Genomic DNA, 21,302 nt, shown 5'->3' on the forward strand with positions numbered 1-21,302 from the left:
TTAAGAAAACCTATTGTCATCCCCATTGATTTCCTTTCTAATAAAAGTTTGACCGATTGGCCAAGTTTTTGCATTTTGTTCAGGCATAGAGCAAAGGTCGATGGTATTTTTAAAAGGAGACTGCCTTGAAACTGTTACTGAATGATGAGCTTATCGAAGACAATACGCTGGCTAGCGACTACACCGCTTTGCGGTATCTTCGGGAAAAGCGTGGCTTGATGGGCACGAAAGAGGGGTGTGCATCCGGTGATTGTGGCGCTTGTACGCTGCTTGTTGGTGCGTTGGAAGAGGGTGAGTTGCGTTACACCACGTTGAATTCCTGCATCACGCCGATTCAGTCCCTAGCAGGAAAGCACCTCGTTTCGGTTGAATACTTGTCTCAACAGAACGCCTTGCATCCGGCGCAACAAGCGGTTGTAGAATGCCACGGTTCCCAATGTGGTTTTTGTACCCCTGGTTTTGTATTGTCCTTAGCCAGCCTTTATGAAGAACGACAAAGCACCCAGCAATCTATTGACCGTGAGTCTGTCTGCGATGCTATTTCGGGGAATTTATGCCGCTGTACCGGTTATCGTCCTATTATTGACGCGGGTTTGTCGATGACGCAGGTCGAGCCTGATTATGTGGCACTGCTCAGTCAAAACCACAAAGTAAAGCAGACGCTTAGTGAGTTAGAGTCTTCAGCTTCTTTGGCTGATGATGGGTCTAAGTCGAGAAATTATGTTCAGCCGCAGAATCTTGCTCAACTTATTGCGGCGAAAAAAGCCTGCCCTGATGGGGTGTTGATCGCCGGAGGTACCGATTTGATGCTGGAAAATACCCAGCGTTATCATGACTTTGATGACTTAATCGATTTGTCGCAAGTGACTGAAATGACGACGATCCAAGACGATGGCCAATATTTAACATTAGGTGCCTCTGTCACGTACGCCGATTTAGAAACCTATTGCCAAGATAAATACCCACACATTTCTGGATTGCTGAGCCGCATAGCGTCTCGCCAGATTCGTAACCGCGGCACGCTTGGTGGCAATGTGGCCAATGCTTCTCCCATTGCGGACATACCGCCTTTATTGTTGGCTTTTGATGCGGACATGCAATTGCTCAACGTGGATGGCACCACACGAACGGTTTCCATTAACGATTTTTATCAAGGTTACAAACAAACTCTGTTAGCCACCGATGAATGGATAGTGTCGTTTTCTGTGTCACTTGAAAAGTTGGCTCAATGTCATCGCTTTTACAAGGTGTCGAAACGCATGGAAGACGACATTTCCAGCGTCATGTTGGCGGCGCGTTTTGCCATCGAGGACGATAAGATTACCGAGGTTCGCTTGGCGTTTGGCGGTATGGCCGGCACGCCCATTCGAGCAGTCAACGCCGAACAAGCACTAACCCAAGTGTCGGTTAACGACGAGCAGGCTTTGCAACGGGCGATTGAGAAAATACGTGCCGAGCTTCACCCCATGAGCGATGTGCGCGCTTCGTCTCGTTATCGATTAGACATGGCGTGTAACCTGATTCGCAAAGCCTGGCTGGCACTGAACAACCAAGAAGCGGTGACGTTTTCGGGGCACGCGGTGTCAGACACTCTTTTAATAACGGGTAATGAGGAGACGAATCATGCGTAAATTACCTCAAGATTTTACCCTAGGCGACAAGAACGCAGGCCAAAAAGGCGCCTTGCCCATTCATGAGTCAGCGATAAAGCATGTGACAGGCCAAGCGGTATACATTGACGACATGCCAGAATGGCCAAATGAATTGCATATTGCGACCGGTAAATCCACCGAAGCGCACGCGGACATTGTGTCGATCAACTTGGATAAAGTTCGCGCGTATCCGGGCGTTGTTGATGTGATTGTTCAGGCGGACATTCCTGGCGAAGTGGATGTGTCGCCTGTGCTCAGTGGCGATTTACTGCTGGCAGGAAATTTTGTTCATTATATTGGGCAGTCTATATTTGCCGTGGCGGCCACCAGTTTGCGCGCCGCTAAGCAAGCGGTTGAATTGGCCGAGATTGTTTATCAAGTACGTGAAGCGACCTTGTTGCCGCAGCAATCTTTGGCTCGTCAAGAGTTTGTGTTGCCTACTCATACGATTCAATCTGGCGATGCGCCAGCGGCGATGAAAAGCGCGCCTCGTACCATTCAATCTGAAATGTACATCAAGGGCCAAGAGCATTTTTACCTTGAAGGTCAAATCAGTGTGGCCGTACCTAATGAAGACGGTGGCGTTCAAGTTTTCGCTTCGTCTCAGCATCCGGCCGAAGTGCAAAAGCTGGTGGCGCGAGTGCTCGGGTTGCCCGTTGGTCAGGTGTTGGTGGAAACGCGCCGCATGGGCGGCGGCTTTGGGGGAAAAGAGTCACAAGCGGCGGTATTGGGTTGTATGGCCGCTGTGTTGGCGGTACGTAACCGTTGCCCAGTGAAATATCGTATGCCGCGACAAGACGACATGGTGCAAACCGGTAAACGTCATGATTTTTGGAATACCTACCACGTTGGGTTTAACGAGGCGGGGGAAATTCTCGCGGCTGAATACGACATGGTCGGAAAGTGCGGCTGCACAGCGGATTTGTCTGACGGCGTGGTGGATCGTGCCATGTTTCATGCGGACAATGCTTACTTCTTACCAAACGCTCGAATCAGTGGCTATCGCGGTAAAACTCACACCGTTTCCAACACGGCATTCCGAGGTTTTGGCGGCCCCAAAGGAGTGATACTGGCGGAAAATGTCATCGAAGAAATTGCTTGTTCGGTGGGCAAAGACGCCCTAGATATTCGTAAGCTGAATTGCTATCAAGCGGGTAAAGATACCACGCCCTACGGGCAAAAAATCAACGACGACGTCTTGCCCACTCTTATCGAAGAATTAGAACTTAGCTCAGACTATCGTGCTCGTCGGAAGGCTATTCAGACGTTTAATGCCCAGAATCGGTTTGTGAAAAAAGGTTTGGCGTTGACGCCTGTTAAGTTCGGAATCTCCTTTACTTCTAAGCATCTAAACCAAGGCGGTGCCTTGGTACACGTTTATACAGACGGCAGTGTTCATATTAACCATGGTGGCACGGAAATGGGTCAAGGGCTGTTTACCAAGGTGGCGCAAATTGTCGCCAAGGCGTTTGGTATTGATTATCAGCGGGTGAATGTCAGTTCAACACGCACCGACAAGGTGCCGAATGCGTCTCCGACAGCGGCGTCTGCCGGAACGGATTTGAACGGCATGGCGGCGTTGGATGCGGTGAACACCATCAAAGACAGACTACGCGACTTTGCTATTGAGCATTATGGTATTCAACCTGACGATTTCGTTATTTCAGATGATCTGGTGCGATTGGGCGAGGAAAGTATGAGCTTTCCTGAGTTCATCAAATTGGCATACATGAATCGCGTCTCTTTGTCGTCGACGGGCTTCTACAAAACACCAAAAATTGGCTACGATCGAAAAGCGGCGAAAGGTCGACCTTTCTTGTATTTTGCCAATGGCGCAGCGGTGTCTGAAGTCATTGTGGATACCTTTACGGGTGAGTATAAGGTCACGCAAGTCGATATTTTGCACGATGTGGGCGATTCCATAAATGCCGAACTGGACATTGGTCAAATCGAAGGCGCGTTTGTGCAGGGCATGGGTTGGCTTACTTCGGAAGAGCTAAGCTGGGACGAAAAGGGGCGAATTACCACCAACAGCCCAGCCAATTATAAAATTCCAACGTCTGCGGATGTGCCAGAAAAGTTCACCGTAAAATTGTTCGAACGTGCCAACAGCGAAGAGTCGATTTATCGCTCAAAAGCCGTAGGCGAACCGCCACTGATGCTGGGGATTTCAGTTTGGTGTGCGCTGAAAGACGCCTGTGCGTCTGTGTGCGATCATCAGTTTTCACCGCCATTGGCAGCGCCAGCCACGCCGGAGGCAGTGTATTACGCCATGCAGGCAGCGCGTGATTATCAGGAGGCGCGTTTATGATGTCTTCGATGAGTTGGATACGGGCATTAAACGACGTGGAACAATCTGGGCAAGCTTGGGTTATGGCAACGGTGATTGGCACACAGGGTTCTTCACCCCGAGAGTCGTCCAGTAAAATGATCATCACGGAATCTCATAGTTTCGACACCATAGGCGGAGGGCAATTGGAATACGCCGTATGCCAAAAAGCTCGCGCTATGTTGCAAGACAGAGCATCGACGTCCCATGTGTTTGAGCATTTTCCTTTGGCGGCAAAAAGCAATCAATGTTGTGGCGGCACTGTGAGTGTGCTGCTGGAATACTTTCCTGAACCCGCGACTAAAATTACCGTGTTCGGCATGGGGCACGTAGCGTCTACCTTGGTAAAGGTGCTCGGTAACATGCAGGCCAATATTACCTGGGTAGACAGCCGCACAGACTTGGTTGATCAACGCCAGCAAGAGGTTTTGGCTGACAATGTGAAGGTAAGAAAATATGAGTCCATGCTGGATCATATTGAACAGATGGTCGCTAACGAAATTGCTTTGATCATGACCCATGACCATGCTTTAGATTATCAATTGGTCGAGGCGTTACTGGATCGAAAGGATTGCCGTTTTATTGGTCTTATTGGCTCGAAAACCAAGGCGCTTCGATTCAAAAAGCGCCTTGCCAGCGCTTCTTTTAGCCAAGTGGAAATAGACTCCGTGTGTTGTCCGGTTGGCTTGGAAAACGTTACAGGTAAAAAGCCTTTTGAGATCGCTATTTCCATTGCAGGGCAAGTGATTCAGATTGCTCAAACACAGCCTGAGACAGGCAGCAAGACGCGTAAAAAAACCAGTGGTTTGACATGGAAGGACATAAACAACGTCGTTAATCATGACGTTCATGTTTAGTATTCAAGCAACTTAGTGCTGCTTAGACACTAAAAAACACCATAAAAACGCCATTGTGATTATAAGACTGGGTCTTTGGTCACAATGGCATTGTTGGCAAGCAAGTGGCTTAGATTTTAGCAACCAACCATTTGTCTAACTCTTTGATCTTGTCTTCGGTCAAATCACCAGTGACTTCTAACAAGCTGAGCTTTTTCAGTACGAAATTATAGCGATATTGCTCGTAGGTATTTTGTGCATCGTACAAATTCGTTTGCGCATCGAGCAGCTCGACTAGATTGCGTGTGCCGACATCATAACCTGCTTTAGTGGCCTCTAATGCGCTGGTGCGTGAACGAATGAGTTGCTGTTGCGCTTCAATTTGCGCCACGGAGGTCTGCAAATCTAGATATAAGCTACGAATGCTCAGTTCAATGGTTTGCAAAGAACTGGCTTTTTCTTCCATCGCTGCCACAGCTTGCGCTGTCGCTTGGCGAACCGAGGCGTCAATCGCGCCACCACTGTACAAAGGAATACTTACGCCAAGTGCAATAGTTGCTGAATTTGTTAGGCCCTCTGTTGATCTACTAGGACTGTAGTCAGTATCTGCACGAGAGAGTTCACCTTCTATCGCAACTGTGGGCGTTCGACCGTTGGCTTTTTGAATGCTGATGTTGTTTTCGGCTCGTTGCACGGCAATGGCAGAAAGGCGCAAGTCTTTGTTGTCTTTGCGGGCTTTTACTAACAATGAATCCACTGTCATGTTTGGGTCTAAGCTAATTGGGTATTCATTAGATAACTGAGGAATGCTGGAAATCTCGCGACCAGTACGCTGGTATAAAGCTTTTTTCGCGTAAGCCACATCGGATTGAGCGCTCAATTGTGTGACTCGAACGGAGTCGTATTCGGCTTGTGCATCTTGCAGATCGGTGATGGACGCTAAGCCCACTTCGTATTGTTTTTTCGCTCGGTCTAATTGGCTGGCGGTACTTTTTACCAGGGCATCGGTGGTTTGCAGAGTGGACTGTGCGATGAGCAGATTAAAATATTCGGTCAGGGTCGTTAGAGCGAGATCTTCTTCTGAATTATCGAAGCTGACGCCTGCGCTGGTCGAACCAAGTTCCACATCGTCTACAGCGTAACCCAGTGCGGGTGAATAAATGGGGTAATCTAGTGACAATGCTATTTCATTAGACACTCCGTCATCATCATAAACAGAGCCGTTGGTTACAGAATACCCCAAACTGCCGCTGAAGCTAATACTTGGGTAAAGGTTTCCTTTGGTGACGGTAACACTTTCTTTTTGGGCCTGATAAGTCGCAGCGGCAGAGCGCAAACCGGGATCGTGCTGTTTAGCCAGTTTGTAAACTTCGTAGATGCTTTCGGCGGAGGCCGTGGTGCTCATTAAAGTAGCAGCAATAAGTGAGGGTATAATATGCTTTTTCATAGATCTCTGTCGGCCCGTAGTATGAAATATAGTTATAATAGTACCGCAAGAGTTTGCCTTGTGGCAGTGTCATTCTTGCTATATCTATTATGACTGTTGACCATATCATAACGGAATGCCTTTGATTAATGCCCATTGTGGAAACTTAATGCAAAAGAAGGCGATGTGCTATCGCCTTCTCGCTTCACTGGTTCTTTGACTGAGAGGTTACTTGTTAACTTCGACGGTATATGTAATGGTTTTTGTTGTGTTTGCCTCTATTTCTCCACTGAGCAAAACGCTTTTTGCACTGCTTTGACTGACACCTTTCCCCTCTAATAATGTGATAAAACCATGGGTGTTTTGTTCAACCGAATACTGCTGCGCTTGGCCGGAATGGTTTTCTATGGTGGCGCGCCATACTTGCGTACTCGGTAATGTTTCCGACGTGGCGCTTATTAAGGTGAGCTCTCCGGTTATATCTCGACTTTTATTCGTCACCACATTGAGCGGTGAATCGGCTCGCACGCTGTCTAACGATACATTGTTGCCGGGGATCAGTAGGTTGTCTTTTTTCCAAAAAGTACGATATTCGCCGGGTAAACCATCGGTTGGTAATGAGAATTGCACGTTGCTGTAAAAATCCAGCGCGACTTTAGATGAGCGAGTGGAGTAGGTATTCACGGTTGCTTGATGGGTTTGCTGGTCGATGGCACTGGTGCTGGTTGGTAACGGCACTAACATGCTGGAATGGGGCGGAATCGTCAAAATTTGTATGCCTAATGGGTAGGTAATTTCGTTGTCTTGATAAGTAATTCTGGCACTTGCATCGCTCATGGCCATGACACTGCGTTCTGCTTTATAAAGTTGCGGAGCGGCGCTGTTTGAGTAATGCAGTAAGCTTTTATTGAGAGTGATCGGGGTGTCAGAATGATTGTTGAGCAGCGCTTGTTGCGCCAAGGTCACTTGCCCTTTATCAAAAATAAAGCTGAGCTGAGGTGTCCAAGAAAGTTGATTGCTCTGATAGCTAACAGGGTAAGCGTCTGATTGTGTTTTAACCGATTGTGGCGTTTTCTCTAGTGGTATAAGGTAAAAATCATCGATTGGTAACATCATGGATGTGTCATCCACCAATAATGAAAACGAGCGATTACCCTGTTCTATGCGAGTCAATTCGCCTTTAAACGCCAGGTCTCTGTGTTTATGTTCGACTCGTACCTTGTGATTTATTTGTTCAAACCAATGGGTGTAAAGTGTGTTTTGCGGTTGGATAATAGGAGCGAAATTATTGCTTAAGGGGACTAGGGTTGCCGGGTTCGGTACTAGGCTAAGAGACTGATTACTTTCGACAATTTGGCTGCTATTTAAACCGATCACTGCTTCGATAGGAGCCGCTGTTGCAACGGGAAGGGTGATAAACGCAAGACCAAGACTGATGTAAAGAGGCTGTGTTTTCATATCCGAATCCTTTTGTCTGTTTTTATTACCATCGTATTATGAACACCCAGAGGATGTCGTGATGAGTCTTGACACATGGTACCCTAGCCTTTTCCCATGAGCGCAACATATTCGAGTAAACAATCGAGTAAAAATAAGGGTTTGCAGTGGATAAAACATTACTGATTATTGACGGTATGAACTTGATCCGTCGCCAATATGCCGCGTTAGAATCTGAGCAAGATGCGGCGCGCAGGGTGGAGCGTACTCAAAGTATTGCCGTAGAAGCTTTGTCGAAACTTGCCCAACAGTTCTACCCAGATTACGCGGTGGTGGTGTTTGATTCCAATGCAAAAACATGGCGACATCAGATATTCCCAGAGTACAAGCTAGGACGAGTGCCCATGGACGATGCTCTGTTGGATGCATTACCGGACTTTGCTCGAGTGTTTCGTTTTAATGATTTTGCGTGTTTACGAATAGCGGGGTGGGAAGCCGACGACCTGATCGCCACCCTTGCGGTCAAAGCCGCACAAAATGACGTGAAGTCCTATGTGATTTCAACGGACAAAGGCTTTACGCAATTGCTTAGTGACGAGCGAATTCTGCTGTACGATTATTTTGCCAAATTAGGCTACGACAAAGTCTGGGTGCCGGGTAAATACGGAGTGGAACCCCATCAGCTTACCAATTATTGGGCGTTAGTCGGTGACACTACCAATAAAATACCGGGTGTAAAAGGTATAGGGCCGAAAACGGCATTGGGCATTATTAATCAGTTCGATACAGTGGAAGCAATTTACGACAACGTGACGCACTTTTCAGAGCGTATTCAAGGCATGTTGGCCGGTGGCTACGAGCAGTGTCTTTTATCAAGGACTCTTGTTGCCTTGAAAACCGATGTGGACATTGGTGTTCGACTGTCACAACTGCGTTACCGCAAAAGTAAAGTTTCCTAAATATCAAACTTCTAGAAAGAAAAGATCCTTGCAGCCTCTTACCCGAACGCGGTGAGAGGCTTATAATAGCGGCATTTCAGACAACGGATAAATGAGATTTTTATGTCAGAGGTTAGAACACGAATTGCGCCATCACCTACCGGTGACCCTCATGTAGGCACGGCTTACATCGCCTTATTTAACATGGCATTTGCCCGTAAAATGGGTGGTAAGTTTATTTTACGTATTGAAGACACTGACCAAACTCGCAGCACACCAGAGTCGGAAAAAATGATTCTCGACGCATTGCGCTGGTTAGGGTTGGATTGGGCAGAAGGCCCAGATGTGGGTGGCGAATACGGCCCGTATCGTCAAAGTGAACGTGGTGATATCTACGGTCAATACGCTCTAGAGCTTGTTGAAAAAGGCCACGCTTTTTATGCGTTTGAAACCACGGAAGAATTGGATCAAATGCGCATTGAGCAAAAAGAACAAGGCTTGCCACAAAAATACGATGGCCGTGCTCTGAATCTGACACCAGAAGAAGTACAAGCTAAGCTGGACGCAGGCGTGCCTTACGTTATCCGCATGAAAATTCCGGAAGAGGGCACTTGTGTCGTTCAGGACATGCTGCGCGGCACCATCGAAATTGATTGGGCGCAAGTGGACATGCAGGTTTTGTTAAAAGCAGATGGCATGCCGACTTACCATTTGGCCAACGTGGTAGACGATCATCTGATGAAGATCACCCACGTTATCCGTGGTGAAGAGTGGATTAACTCAGCACCTAAGCACATCTTGTTGTACCAATACTTTGGTTGGGACATGCCGACCTTGTGCCATATGCCATTGTTACGGAATCCTGATAAGTCCAAATTGTCCAAGCGTAAAAACCCCACCAGTATCTTGTACTACCAGCGCATGGGTTACATGGCAGAAGCGGTGATCAACTACCTTGGTCGCATGGGTTGGTCTATGCCAGACGAGCGTGAGAAGTTCTCGTTGGACGAAATGATTGAGCACTTTGATATTCAGCGCGTGTCTTTAGGTGGCCCTGTTTTTGATGTGGAAAAATTGAGCTGGCTGAACGGTATGTGGATTCGCGAGAATCTTTCTCCAGAAGCTTTCGCGCAGAAATACGTTGAATGGGCGCTTAACCCAGAATACCTGATGAAGATTCTACCTTTGGTAATCCCTCGCGTGGAAACTTTCTCAGATGTGGCGGATGTGGCTGGTTTTTTCTTAAAAGGTATGTTGCCAATTACCAAGGAAGATTTTGCAACCATCAAAATGGAAGAAGACACACTTCGTAAAGGCATGCAGTTTGCTCTGTGGCGTCTAGAAGCTTTGAATAAGTGGGAAAAAGACAATATCTTCAACGAAATGAAAACTTTGGCGCAATCGTTGGAGGTGAAGCCAAAAGACTTTTTTGCCCCTTTGTTTGTGGCCATCTCGGGCACAACAGCATCGGTGTCTGTGTTTGATTCCATGGCGATTCTAGGGTCAGACATTTCACGCGCTCGAATGCGCACAGCAGTCAATGTTTTGGGTGGACCGTCTAAAAAAGAAGCGAAGCGTTGGGAAAAAGAATACGCTGCTTTGTAAGTGTTGAGCAGTAAGTATGCGTTATAAAAAAAACCGGCTTGAAGCCGGTTTTTTTATCTTACGATTTTTGCGTTTACTGATAGGTTAAGAACGACGTGTCGTGAATACGCTGGTTTTCTTATCCAAGTTGGTTACTTGGCTGTGAATATCTCTGGTATTGCCTTCAATATTATTAATATAGCTGCTGTCGCTCTGGAGTTGTTGAGCGATCTTGTCCATTTCTTCACTCATGTGGACAGCGGTTTTCGCCACTTCCTGAATAGAGCGTGCCATGTCGACTGAGAAAGCCGAGCTAGACTGAGCATTTTGTTCAATATCACGAATGGCCAATTCGGCTTTTTCGCTGAACTCTTCAATAGAGTGCAAGCTTTCTTGACCGTTGTGCATGGTTTCAATGGCTGTTTGTGTCGACGACTGGATGGTGCTGACGATCTCAGTGATTTTAGACGTGGCATCGACGGTTTTTTCTGCTAATGAACGCACTTCATCGGCAACAACAGAGAAACCTCGACCCGCTTCGCCGGCACGTGCCGCTTCGATAGCTGCATTCAATGCAAGCAAGTTGGTTTGATTGGCTAGGTCATTGATCATGCCAATGACATTGTCGATGTTTTTCGACAATTGACCTAATTCGTTAAGCTGATCGCTGGTTTTATTCACCACACTGATGGTGCTAGACAAATTAGACAGCGCGCCTTTGATGGTTTCGGCACCAATTTTAGCGGACTCGTAAGTCTGCTGTGATTGGGTACTCAAGTCGTTAGTAGTGCTAGCAATGCTGGAAATCGTAGTGGAAATTTCTTCGGTGGCAGCGGCCAATGAACTAGTTTGTTCACTGACAGAGCGGTTACTTTTCGCAATATTAGTCACCGACGTATTAAGCTCGGACACCATGCTGTTTACGCCTTGTGTGGTATCGACCACTTCGCCGATGACATTGCCAAGGCCGTCCGTCATGGCGTTGACCGAGTTACACAGAGAATCAAACTCGTCATTACGCTTGTTGTTCACGTGCATGCGAGCGGTTAAGTCGCCACTGGCTACTTTACCAAGGTCACTGATGATTTGAGTAAGAGTTTTGTTAACACTACGACCAATGCCCATCATCATCAATCCTGCTAATAGGGCGACCACAATACTGACAATAATGACGCTGATACTGGCTTGATTAGAACTGGATAGAGCCTGTTGACGGGCTTCCACAACAGCGAGCTCCATATATTCAACTGCTTTAGCTCGTGTTTTCATAAATTGACTTTTTGCGGTAACGAAATTTGCTTGTAGAGTAGCTAAATTTTGGTTTTCGGCATCAAATTTTTCTATTGCAGCAAAATAAGCGTTAATGGTTTCACCAAAACGTTCTTCAAGACCAAAGTTGACAACGCGCTTGTAGAACTTCTCATAACGTTCCATGAAAGAGGCTTTGTTCTCTGGTGTCGGTTCAAAAATGAAGTTTTTTTCTGCTTCTCGAACCGGTAAAAACTCCTGCTTTACCAGACTTAAGAATGATATCTCATCGGTTACCTTTTCGCCTAAACCTGTGATATTGCCTTTTAGGCCAGAAGAACCGTTAAAACCAACCATGCGTTTCTGATTGACTAATAAGCTTAAGCTATCGTTGTAGTGGACCAATGCTGTGGTGATGTTGGTGATGTTCTTTTTTGCTTCAGGATCAATGAGAATGTTTTCGTCTTTCTCTAAGGTCTGCATGAATTCGTCATGGCTGATATTCAAGGACTCAACAAAGTTTTCATAGCTGTTGTCGTCAATACTTGAAAGCGTTTCGTATTGTTCCATTAGCGCCATGCTAAGCGTAGCAAGGTCCTTATCGACAACGGTCAAACGTTCAAACTTTGACGACGCGGTTTCTTGTACACTAAGCCCTTGAAGTGCCACAGCCGTGACAATCACGAAGCCTAAAATGGCCGCGATAAGTAAAGAGAGCAATTTGGTGCGAAAGCTAAGGTTATTCAGCATGGTATTTCCTGCGCTTTTTTATTATTGAGTGGATCGAACAGCAATAAAGAATGAAATGCTTCTTAGACTAATTGATGTATTCATGATCATGATGTTACTTATTAAATTATAAGTATTTACTCCGCCATTCTATTTCTACTAGCCCGCCATTTGCAATTAAATGACGGATAAAAAAGAAGAATTTTGCCAGAGAGGCCGTGACGCATTGGCTCTTAAAAGTCGTGAGGACTGAGCCAGATATCGATCTGACGGGTGCCAAGGTAGGTAATGGTGCCAGAATAACGAGCTACGCCGCTGGAACTGAATTCAAACGAGTAACGACGACGTATTTTGACTTCGCCTTTTTGCCAGATAGGGCGCCAACCAGAGCCTGCTACGCTGCCATCCAATAATTGTAAGTTGAGTGTTTCACAATGTTGTTTAGCTCGCAGCAATGCTTGTTCTCTGATGGAAGTATTACGCCACCATGCATAGCCAGCACTGGCTACTAAGAGGAAGATAACGATGTCGATAAGCTGTAAATTCATGCAATCCAACTGTTTGTAAAAGAAGACTAAAACGTTCTTTTACATCATAGCGAATCATTGTTAGAAAAAAAGAGTACCAGAAAAAGAAATACGTGACTGCCTCCAAGCAGGAGAGAAAACGAAGGCAGCCACGCTCTTCACGCGGGAGAGTGCAGGTCACTTAACAACCTCATACATTAATCACTAAATTTGGATATTCGGGGCAGCGAATAGGAGGAAACCAAATTTTAGTCGTTAGTGTTAATGTTATGGCCAGTCAGGTGGTTGTTTAAGCGGCATCAGCAGCTCTTTCAGCGTAAAGTTGGATAACCCACTGTTCGATTCGTTCGTCAGTGAGTTCAAACTGTTGATCTTCATCGATGGCTAAGCCAACAAAGTGATCTTTATTTTCAATGCAAGCTCTTGAGGCTTCAAAGTCGTACCCTTCAGTTGACCATTGGCCAATAAAAGTCGCATTGGTGGGTAAAAGCTTTTCGTATAACCAGCCCACGGCATCGACAAAATAATCACCATAACCAAACTGGTCGCCTAACCCATACAAGGCGATCGTGGTGTTACTCAGGGACAATTCAGCTAAGCTATCACCAACGTCTTCCCAGTCGGCTTGGATACCGCCAAAATCCCATGTTGGTATGCCTAAAATGAGCAGCGAATAGTCTTCGAGCTGTTGTAGCTCTATGTCTTTGATATTAAAAATATCAACTTTTTCACCAAGGTCTTGCCATTGTTGGGCAATTTTATGTCCTACTTCTTCCGTATTATTGGTGTCTGTTCCATAAATCAGTGCGATGGATGCGTTCGCCATGTTAACTGTGATTCCTATTATTTAGTGAATTGGCCCATATTGATGGCTGTAAACCCCAAAATGCTCAATAAAAGCCGCTTCAAATTGCGCATCTGAAAAGCCACTCTGACTGACAATCTCTTGCTTTGAAGCGGGGTTTTGTCGAATTTGTGCTGCAGCGGATTGTATACGGCTGGGTAGGCAGTAATGTTCAATGGTTTGCCCTGTGATTAAATGAAACCCGATTGCTAATGCCTCGGCATTCAAGCCAACTTGTTGTGCTAAACGTCTTATGTTGAGGCTTGTGAAATTGGGTGTTTCCAGCAGGTTTTGTGCTTGAAACAGCTTAGATTGGCAATCCTCGCATTTTGATAAATGACTCAACATTTGCAGTTGTTCAATGATGCTGAAAATAAGTGTATATAGGTGACCAGCAAGACTTATCGCGTGTCCTGAGTGTGTCAAAATAGGTTGAATTAAGGCCGTTGTTCTTGGCGTAATGGGTAATTGAATAATACCTTTTTCATTGGACAGGCTGGCCGTCATCGCTGAAAAGTGTTGAAGAATATGATCTTCTGTTTCTCCAAGCACCGCAGCTAAAAGGGCTGGGCTAATACGAGCCTGCATGAGACTGGTGTGTTGGCCCGGTTTTAATGTTACATCACCACTTACTGTTCGTGCTTGGTGAGTAATTTGTATTGTTTGAATGTCATCTACAGAGCGAATGTCATCTTGCGCCAACAATGAAAAATACAAGCCAGCTTGAGCGGTTTCATGAAGTGAAATCGATTGCTGGCATTGAATGGATTGGTCTAGCCATTCTAGATTGGGTAAAAGAGAGGTGTGGTGCCTGTGGCCTGACAACCAAGGTGTCAAATCTTCTTTAACGCTGCCATCTGCTTTGTATACATCGCGCATGTTTACGTGCATCGCCTGTCACCTCAAATATGATAATGAGTCTCATTAAAAAGTATTTAAGGTTTTAATGCAAGTGATTCTCAATAAAAAATCTAAGAATCACATTTTGACATATTTATTACAGATGGTCGTCAATAGTTCTTGGTTAGTCTAGGTAATCGGATCGATTGAGGCCATATTTCTGCATTTTTTGATTCAAGGTACGACGTGGCAGCTGTAGCTGTTCCAGCACTGATTGGATGTTGCCTTTTTGCTGACGCAAGCTGGCTTCGATCAAGCTGCGTTCAAACTCTTGCACTTTGACACTCAGTGGTAATGGTGAAATCGTGTCTATATCGTCTTGAGCTTGATAACCCGCGAGTATTTTAGCGACGCTGGTGTTGGGCTCCAAAGCATAGCGCAGTGCTACGTTGCGTAATTCTCGTACATTCCCAGGCCAGCCATAGAGGGTTAGCGTTTCGTGGTCGATGGGGCTAAGTTGACGAATATCACCACCGCGCTCTTTCACTGCGATACGGCAGAAGTGCTCGAACAGTAGAGGGATATCGCTGCCTCTGCAACGTAGATCAGGCAAATGTATCTGTGACACATTCAGGCGGAAAAATAAGTCTTGTCGAAAGTTCTCCAGTGTTTGTAAGTCGCTTTTGGCGGCGGCTACCACTCTTAAATCAATGTCAATGGTGTGGTTGCTGCCGATGCGTTCAAGTTGATTCTCTTGAAGCACTCGTAGCAGTTTAATTTGCATCGCCAGTGGCATGCTTTCAATTTCATCGAGAAATAAAGTGCCTCCACTGGCGTGCTCGAGTTTGCCAATACGCTTTTTATTTGCACTGGTAAAAGCCCCTGCCTCGTGACCAAACAGCTCACTTTCAAAAAGATCCGCTGGAATGGCTGCGCAGTTAATGGCAACAAAAGGGCGATCGCTACGAGGGCTACAATCGTGCAATGCCTTGGCTACCAGCTCTTTGCCACAACCTGTTTTGCCATAAACAATGACATGAGTATCCATACTGGCGAAGGTGCGTATTTGGTGACGAACGCGAATGATTTGTTCGTGTTGACCAATAATGGTTTCTTCCAGACCGTGTAAATCACCAAGATATTGTGATTGATTAGCATGCTGACGCTGTACTTTTCTGAGCTGGATGGCTTTTTCAACGGTTTTTAGCAGGCGGTTGGGGTCAAATGGTTTTTCTAAAAAATCAAAAGCACCGTCCCGTAAGGCATTTACGGCGGTGTCCACGTCCCCATGACCTGTGATTAAGATAAAAGGAAATTCAGGCTCTCTTGTCAGGCAATGGGTCATCAATGACAAGCCGTCTATTGGCGTCATGCGTATGTCGCTGACGATGATGCAGGCATTACCAATGCAGAACCGATCGATAATGTCTTGTGCGGCTTCGAATTCTCTTACTGTGTATTCAGAAAGGCGCAGCCATTGCGCGGTGGTTGAGCGGACGATTTCGTCGTCATCGAGTAGCCAGATTTCAATAGATTGTGGATTTTTAGAGTCCATATTTACGCCTTTAGTAATGTTAAGCGGAAAACCAGCGGCGCATTGTCGGTCTGACTGGCTTTGAGTGTTCCGTTCATGTCTTTCGCAAGGTTTGCGCTGATAGCAAGTCCTAGCCCTAAGCCTTTGCCTATGGGTTTAGTAGTGAAGAAGGGCTCAAAAATATGCTTTATTTGAGCTGGGTCGATGCCAGGACCGTTGTCCTGATAATGAATAGTAAGATAAGAGTCGTGGGGCTCAACATCAAGGTGAATACAGGTCTTGATACTGTGTTCTTTGCATGCCTGAATGGAGTTGCTGATTAAATTTGAAAAAATACGCTCCAAACGGGTGGGCTCTGCGATTACTTTATCATTGTCATTGAGTAACACGTCCCATTGAATATCATGGGCATCGTCACCTAGGCTGTCGATGGCTTTGCTAAGCGAAGATTTGATGGAGGTTGGTATCAGTTGTTCAGGGCGACGATAAGCAAGTACCTTTAATTCACTGGTGAGGCTTTGCATTCTGACCACTAGTAACTCAAGGTCAGCCAATATTTTTAAAGCTTGTTCCGCGTCTTGTCGTTTCACAAGTAACTCGGCGGTATAAGCAAGAGTTCGAATTCCCGTTAGAGGCTGGTTTAACTCGTGGGCGATGGCGGTAGACATTTGCCCAATGGCCGCGAGCTTTTCGGTGCGTAATAGTTCTTTTTGCGCCGCTTCTAAAGCGCGAGTTCTTTCTAGCACCCGTTCCTCTAAACGCGAATTGGCTTCAAGTAGGCTTAGTTCGGCTTTTTTCCGCTTACTTATATTAATCAAGGTGACCAAGTAACCTTGGGAGTCGCTCCATTCTAAAGAAGAAATAGACAATAGTGCAGGGAATAGCTGACCATTATCCTTGCGTAAAACCACTTCTTGTTCTAACAAGTTGCTAGACAGCGGGAGACTATTTGACTCATGTTGGCAAAGAGATTGTACGAATTTTAAAGTGGTGTCGTTTTCAGGGCAACTTGGCAAGAACTCTTGCAAAGAATGACCGTTCAGTTGAGTTTTTTTGCCAAAGTAACGAAGTCCCATTGGATTTACAAAAGAAATATCGCCGTATTTTGTTAGCTGTAGCAGGCCAACGTGGGTGTTTTCTATGACGACCCTTTGACGTTGTGCACTGTTGGCGATGAGAATTTCGTTTTCAACCTTAGAGGCTATTTTTAATGCCCGTTCGCGACGATACAGCCAGAATAGAAAAATCAATGCGAAAACACCTAGGCTGATAAACGCAATATTTTGTGCTTTTTTCTGTATGTCTTTTAAGTTTGATAGGTAATGAATTTGCCATCTCAAATCGTCGAGAGTGACGTTTTGCACTAGGTAATTTTCACCTTGCAACAAATAGGTTTGTGAACGGGTATAGTTGAAAAAAGTCACTGGCTGCAAGCTGTCCAGCCAATTGCCCACTAGATGTCTATTGAGTTTATCCGCTAAAAAAATAAGGTTATTCTGATCTGTCATGACAACCAAATCATTGGACAAATTCCAACGCTCAATCAAGTGATTCACACTAATGCGTACCGCGATAGCACCAGTCAAACGACCCGAACTGTACACTGGCGCAAGTACAAGGTGAGCGGACTGATTATGGTCAGCGCTGTAACCGGAAATCAAGATGTATTCGCCTTGCTGCTCTTTTAGAATTTGGCCAAGCCGTTTTTTGTCAAAATAATCATCTAGACTGAAATTTGGGGACTGCTCACTTGAAACAAGCAGGTCACCTTGAACGGATAAGATATACCAGTCTTGTGTTTTTGATACGTGGGTTAAATCTTCCAGCTGGCGATGCAGACGCTGCGTAAGTACCTCGTCTTTTGGGTGCTCCATAAACGCCAAAATAGTGGGGTTATCGACGAGGGCAAAGGGGAGGATATGGTAGTTTTTTAATTCATTACGTAACTCGATTACGTAATTCAGAAGTTGGTTTTGGCCTTCAGAATGCTTATCAATAATCAGTGCTTGATAAGCGATGGTATGAACCGCAAAGAACAGCGCTGTTAGCAGGCTAGAGCCTAAGGTGAGAAAAAAAAGCCTATGTTTACGGAACTGTGTAATCAAGAAAAGCTACTATATAAGATTAAAACTGCGCAACACAGTAACGCCAATGCTGGTGGTGAGCAAGGAGACAATGGTCGTAATGACTATGATATTGGCCGCCAGAGCGGAGTTGCCATTCATGGCGCGAACCATGATGTAGCTTGCGGAGGCGGTTGGGGCGGAGGACATAAGGAAAAGTACACCCAGCTCCATTCCGCGATAACCTAATAAAAAGCCACCGAAGGTAAGAACAAAGGGAACAAAAATCAGCTTGCCGCAAGACGCTAAGATAGGGCCAGCTAATCCACTTTTTAAAGAGCTAAAGCTTAAGGACGCACCTGCACACAAAAGGGCAAGGGGAAGTGTCATTTGAGCAAAGTAATCGCCTGCTTTGTAAAGTGTAGAAGGAAGTGTAAAGCCGGTAATGGACGTCGCAAACGCGGCAGCAATGGCAATAATAAGCGGATTTTTTGCAATCCCTTTTAAAATGCCTTTAACGCTTGCGTTTTTACCCAAACCACGACTTAAACCTATCACCGACAATATATTAAACAGAACAGTGACACCGCCTAGGTACAAAGACGCCACAAGAAACACATCGTTACCATAGGCGTTGACACAATAGGCCAGACCAATGATACCCATGTTGGATCGAAAAGCACCTTGCACCAGCACCGCTCGATCGGCTTTGTCAGGTACCCAAAAAGACATGAGTATTTCCAGAGCCAGATAAGTCGCCAGCACGGCGATCATCGCATACACCACTAAGGAAAAGTCGGTGTCGCTGCTTAAATCGGTTTTGGAAATGCTGATAAAAAGTAATGCGGGAAGTGTGACGTTGAACACCAGTTTAGAGGCTGTATCAATGAAATTATCATTGATGACTCGCATTCGATACAAGATCACCCCCAGCACCAAAATAAGGAAAATGGGCATGGTGATCGAAAAAGAGAATACCAGTACGTCTAAAAAGTTGTCCAAAGTCATTCCTTAAAGCAATGGTTAAAGTCGATGATCAATCGTTATTTTCGAAGCGATAGCCTGCACCGTACACAGAGTGAATAACATTAAGTTCAGGCGCCACGGTCGAAATTTTCTTACGTAACTTTTTGATGTGGCTGTCGATAGTACGGTCACTCACGACACGACTGTCAGTATAAATGCTCTTCATGATCAAATCACGACCAAATACACGACCAGGCTCTTTGATCAATAACTGCAGCAACTGAAATTCTACTGTGGTTAGGTCGATCAGTTCGCCTTTATAAGTGGCGCGTAGACGATCTACATCAAGATCAAAACCATCAGTACGCGGCGATTCTGCTTGGTCCAGTTCAACACGACGTAAGTTAGCTTTGACACGAGCAACAATTTCGCGAGGGCTAAAAGGTTTGCATACGTAATCGTCTGCGCCCATTTCTAATCCAATCAAGCGATCAATCTCTTCTGCTTTTGCGGTAACCATTATGATGGGAACACCGCTGAATTGACGAACTTGCTTACAGATCTCAATGCCGTCTAACCCTGGTAGCATTAGATCCAACAAAACGATGTCGACGTGGTTGTTTTTAATGTAGTTTACCGCGATATCACCGCGATCAAGGTGATGATGTTCGTAGCCTGCTTGTTCTAAGTAGGCAGCCATCAACTCAGCTAATTTAGGTTCATCTTCAACAATCAGTACTTTGCTCATAATTTTATTCGTTCCATATTAAGTTATAGGAAATTCTACTTTTATGCCTAAACCACCATCGGGTGAATGGTAAGCACTAATGGAGCCTTGATGACCATCCACAATGCTGGCGCAGATAGCGAGACCTAACCCTCTACCACCCGTTGTTCTGTTTCTTGAGTTCTCGACACGGAAAAACTGCTCGAAAATTCTGTCTTTGTCTTCATCACAAACACCAGGCGCGGAATCTTCAAACAGTACAATGACTTTTTTCGATTTTCTCGCCAACTTAACCGTCAGTTTGCCGGGAGAATTGGTGTATTTTAGCGAGTTATTCATCAAGTTTGAAAACAGTTGATGCAATCGACTTGAATCAGCGTTCATTATGATCGGTTTTTTCTGTAGATATTCGTATTCCAGTTCTAATCCCGCTTCATTAAACGGCAATGTCATAGATTGAACAGTTTGTTCAAGAATATCGTTAATCGACACATCGTCCATTTCATAATTTAAACTTCCCATATCATGCATGGATAACTGGTTTAAGTCATCTATAAGGCGTGCAATATGAATGGTTTCTTGGTGCAATGAGGCAAGACTGTCAGGCGAAGGTTTAATAATGCCGTCTTGCATGGCCTCAATTTCCCCCCGCAAAATAGCGACGGGTGTTCTAAGTTCATGAGCCGTATCAGCCACCCAGCGCTTTCGAGCTTCTCTTGTGTGTTCAAGAGTGCAAGCGAGGTTATTAAAGTCACAACTTAAGCTCGCCAGTTCATCAGATCCTTTCACCGCAATACGAGTGTCGTATTTTCCAGCGGCAAGTTTTTTAGTCGCTCTTTGCATTGATGTAATCGGTCGACTTAACCACTGGGCAAGTGGCCAAGTTAATAAAGCGGCAATGGTCAGCATAAAAGCTGAAATTAACAAAAAGGCTTCTCCTTGCTGGCGAACGAAGCGCAAGGTTTGATCTTGTACTAATTCTCGTATGGAGCGAAGCCCTACATAACCGACGATTTCTTTATCGACTTTTACGGCGTAAGTTTCCGCATCACTAAAGCGTATTTTGCCGATTATCGGTTGTTGATTTTGATCAAACAGTAAAAAACGCTGGCGATAGTATTGTGATGGGTAAATTAGGTCTAAATTTGGCGTGCTTGGTGGTGGTACTAGATCACGTAAGTTTTCCAGCTTTGCTTGATACCACTCACGTTCCATGCGGCTTTCTTGTACTAAGAAATACCAATCGTCGTAGTAGATATACAAATTAGCGGTTCGATTGGCCATCTGCTCTAGGAAATCTCGATCGCGCTCTGTGGCATAGGATACAAATCCTCTATCAAAACTCCATTGAAAAACCTGCCACATGGACACGATAAGAAGAATATTGCTCAACACAAAAACGGCAAACAATTTGTGTCGGATTTTTAACCCTTTTGTGATGGCCATAAATGGGGAATGTTTTCCTGTTTTTTTGATGGTAGTAGCTTATACCTTGATGTGTTTCAGCTACAGCACTAGATATCTGTTTACTATACAGTTTTTCGGTAAATTATGGCTACTTGACACGGGTGTAAATAATGAGGAATTTCATTGCATTAAAACCTTTAATGGCGAGGTATCGA

The 21,302-nt window shown here is 45.3% G+C and carries 16 protein-coding genes; 5 read left to right on the forward strand and 11 right to left on the reverse strand.

Annotation, left to right across the window (positions count from 1 at the left end; translation table 11 throughout):
• The first annotated feature begins 125 nt into the window (after positions 1 to 125).
• Genes xdhA through xdhC form a run of 3 tightly spaced genes read left to right on the forward strand, consistent with a single transcriptional unit; the run spans position 126 to position 4,838 of the window.
• Positions 126 to 1,631, forward strand: a complete 1,506-nt coding sequence (gene xdhA, locus J9B83_RS02500) for a xanthine dehydrogenase small subunit (protein WP_211535152.1) — start codon at positions 126 to 128, stop codon at positions 1,629 to 1,631.
• On the forward strand, positions 1,624 to 3,963 hold the full coding sequence (gene xdhB / locus J9B83_RS02505; RefSeq protein ID WP_211535153.1) for a xanthine dehydrogenase molybdopterin binding subunit: 2,340 nt from the start codon (positions 1,624 to 1,626) through the stop codon (positions 3,961 to 3,963). Before xdhA ends, xdhB begins: the two co-directional genes overlap by 8 nt.
• Positions 3,960 to 4,838 (forward strand): xanthine dehydrogenase accessory protein XdhC, encoded by an 879-nt coding sequence (gene xdhC / locus J9B83_RS02510; RefSeq protein WP_211535154.1) that lies wholly within the window; start codon positions 3,960 to 3,962, stop codon positions 4,836 to 4,838. Before xdhB ends, xdhC begins: the two co-directional genes overlap by 4 nt.
• A 109-nt stretch (positions 4,839 to 4,947) precedes the next feature.
• Here xdhC and J9B83_RS02515 read toward each other — a convergent pair whose 3' ends face one another.
• Both J9B83_RS02515 and J9B83_RS02520 read right to left on the reverse strand, forming a co-directional pair.
• A complete protein-coding gene (locus tag J9B83_RS02515; protein WP_211535155.1) occupies positions 4,948 to 6,264 on the reverse strand; it encodes a TolC family outer membrane protein in 1,317 nt (438 codons plus the stop codon).
• 207 nt (positions 6,265 to 6,471) lie between these two features.
• Entirely contained in the window at positions 6,472 to 7,701 is a 1,230-nt protein-coding gene (locus J9B83_RS02520; protein ID WP_211535156.1) for a hypothetical protein, read from the reverse strand.
• Positions 7,702 to 7,847: 146 nt separating this feature from the next.
• Here J9B83_RS02520 and xni point away from each other — a divergent pair, with 146 nt between their 5' ends.
• A complete protein-coding gene (gene xni, locus J9B83_RS02525; protein WP_211535157.1) occupies positions 7,848 to 8,639 on the forward strand; it encodes a flap endonuclease Xni in 792 nt (263 codons plus the stop codon).
• A gap of 102 nt (positions 8,640 to 8,741) precedes the next feature.
• Positions 8,742 to 10,223: a glutamate--tRNA ligase gene (gene gltX / locus J9B83_RS02530; RefSeq protein ID WP_211535158.1), complete on the forward strand. Its 1,482-nt coding sequence runs from the start codon at positions 8,742 to 8,744 to the stop codon at positions 10,221 to 10,223.
• 84 nt (positions 10,224 to 10,307) lie between these two features.
• Here the strand turns inward: gltX and J9B83_RS02535 are convergent, their stop codons facing one another.
• The 9 genes from J9B83_RS02535 to J9B83_RS02575 all read right to left on the reverse strand — a co-directional run bounded on the left by J9B83_RS02535 (position 10,308) and on the right by J9B83_RS02575 (position 21,126).
• Positions 10,308 to 12,200: a methyl-accepting chemotaxis protein gene (locus tag J9B83_RS02535; RefSeq protein WP_211535159.1), complete on the reverse strand. Its 1,893-nt coding sequence runs from the start codon at positions 12,198 to 12,200 to the stop codon at positions 10,308 to 10,310.
• A gap of 212 nt (positions 12,201 to 12,412) precedes the next feature.
• Complete coding sequence (locus J9B83_RS02540; protein WP_211535160.1) at positions 12,413 to 12,727, reverse strand: DUF3301 domain-containing protein; 315 nt, start codon at positions 12,725 to 12,727, stop codon at positions 12,413 to 12,415.
• Between the two features lie 268 nt (positions 12,728 to 12,995).
• Complete coding sequence (locus J9B83_RS02545) at positions 12,996 to 13,532, reverse strand: flavodoxin (protein WP_211535161.1); 537 nt, start codon at positions 13,530 to 13,532, stop codon at positions 12,996 to 12,998.
• A 21-nt stretch (positions 13,533 to 13,553) separates the two neighbouring features.
• Positions 13,554 to 14,441, reverse strand: a complete 888-nt coding sequence (locus J9B83_RS02550) for a helix-turn-helix transcriptional regulator (protein ID WP_211535162.1) — start codon at positions 14,439 to 14,441, stop codon at positions 13,554 to 13,556.
• Positions 14,442 to 14,574: 133 nt separating this feature from the next.
• Complete coding sequence (locus J9B83_RS02555; RefSeq protein WP_211535163.1) at positions 14,575 to 15,945, reverse strand: sigma-54-dependent transcriptional regulator; 1,371 nt, start codon at positions 15,943 to 15,945, stop codon at positions 14,575 to 14,577.
• A gap of 2 nt (positions 15,946 to 15,947) precedes the next feature.
• A complete protein-coding gene (locus J9B83_RS02560; protein WP_211535164.1) occupies positions 15,948 to 18,029 on the reverse strand; it encodes an ATP-binding protein in 2,082 nt (693 codons plus the stop codon).
• Positions 18,030 to 18,038: 9 nt separating this feature from the next.
• Positions 18,039 to 18,995 (reverse strand): AEC family transporter, encoded by a 957-nt coding sequence (locus tag J9B83_RS02565; RefSeq protein WP_211535165.1) that lies wholly within the window; start codon positions 18,993 to 18,995, stop codon positions 18,039 to 18,041.
• 28 nt (positions 18,996 to 19,023) lie between these two features.
• Positions 19,024 to 19,701 (reverse strand): response regulator, encoded by a 678-nt coding sequence (locus tag J9B83_RS02570; protein ID WP_211535166.1) that lies wholly within the window; start codon positions 19,699 to 19,701, stop codon positions 19,024 to 19,026.
• A gap of 18 nt (positions 19,702 to 19,719) precedes the next feature.
• Positions 19,720 to 21,126, reverse strand: coding sequence for an ATP-binding protein (locus J9B83_RS02575; RefSeq protein ID WP_211535167.1), 1,407 nt, complete (start codon positions 21,124 to 21,126; stop codon positions 19,720 to 19,722).
• Between the last annotated feature and the right edge of the window lie 176 nt (positions 21,127 to 21,302).

The organism is Marinomonas vulgaris (assembly GCF_018145875.1).
GTDB classification, from domain to species: domain Bacteria; phylum Pseudomonadota; class Gammaproteobacteria; order Pseudomonadales; family Marinomonadaceae; genus Marinomonas; species Marinomonas vulgaris.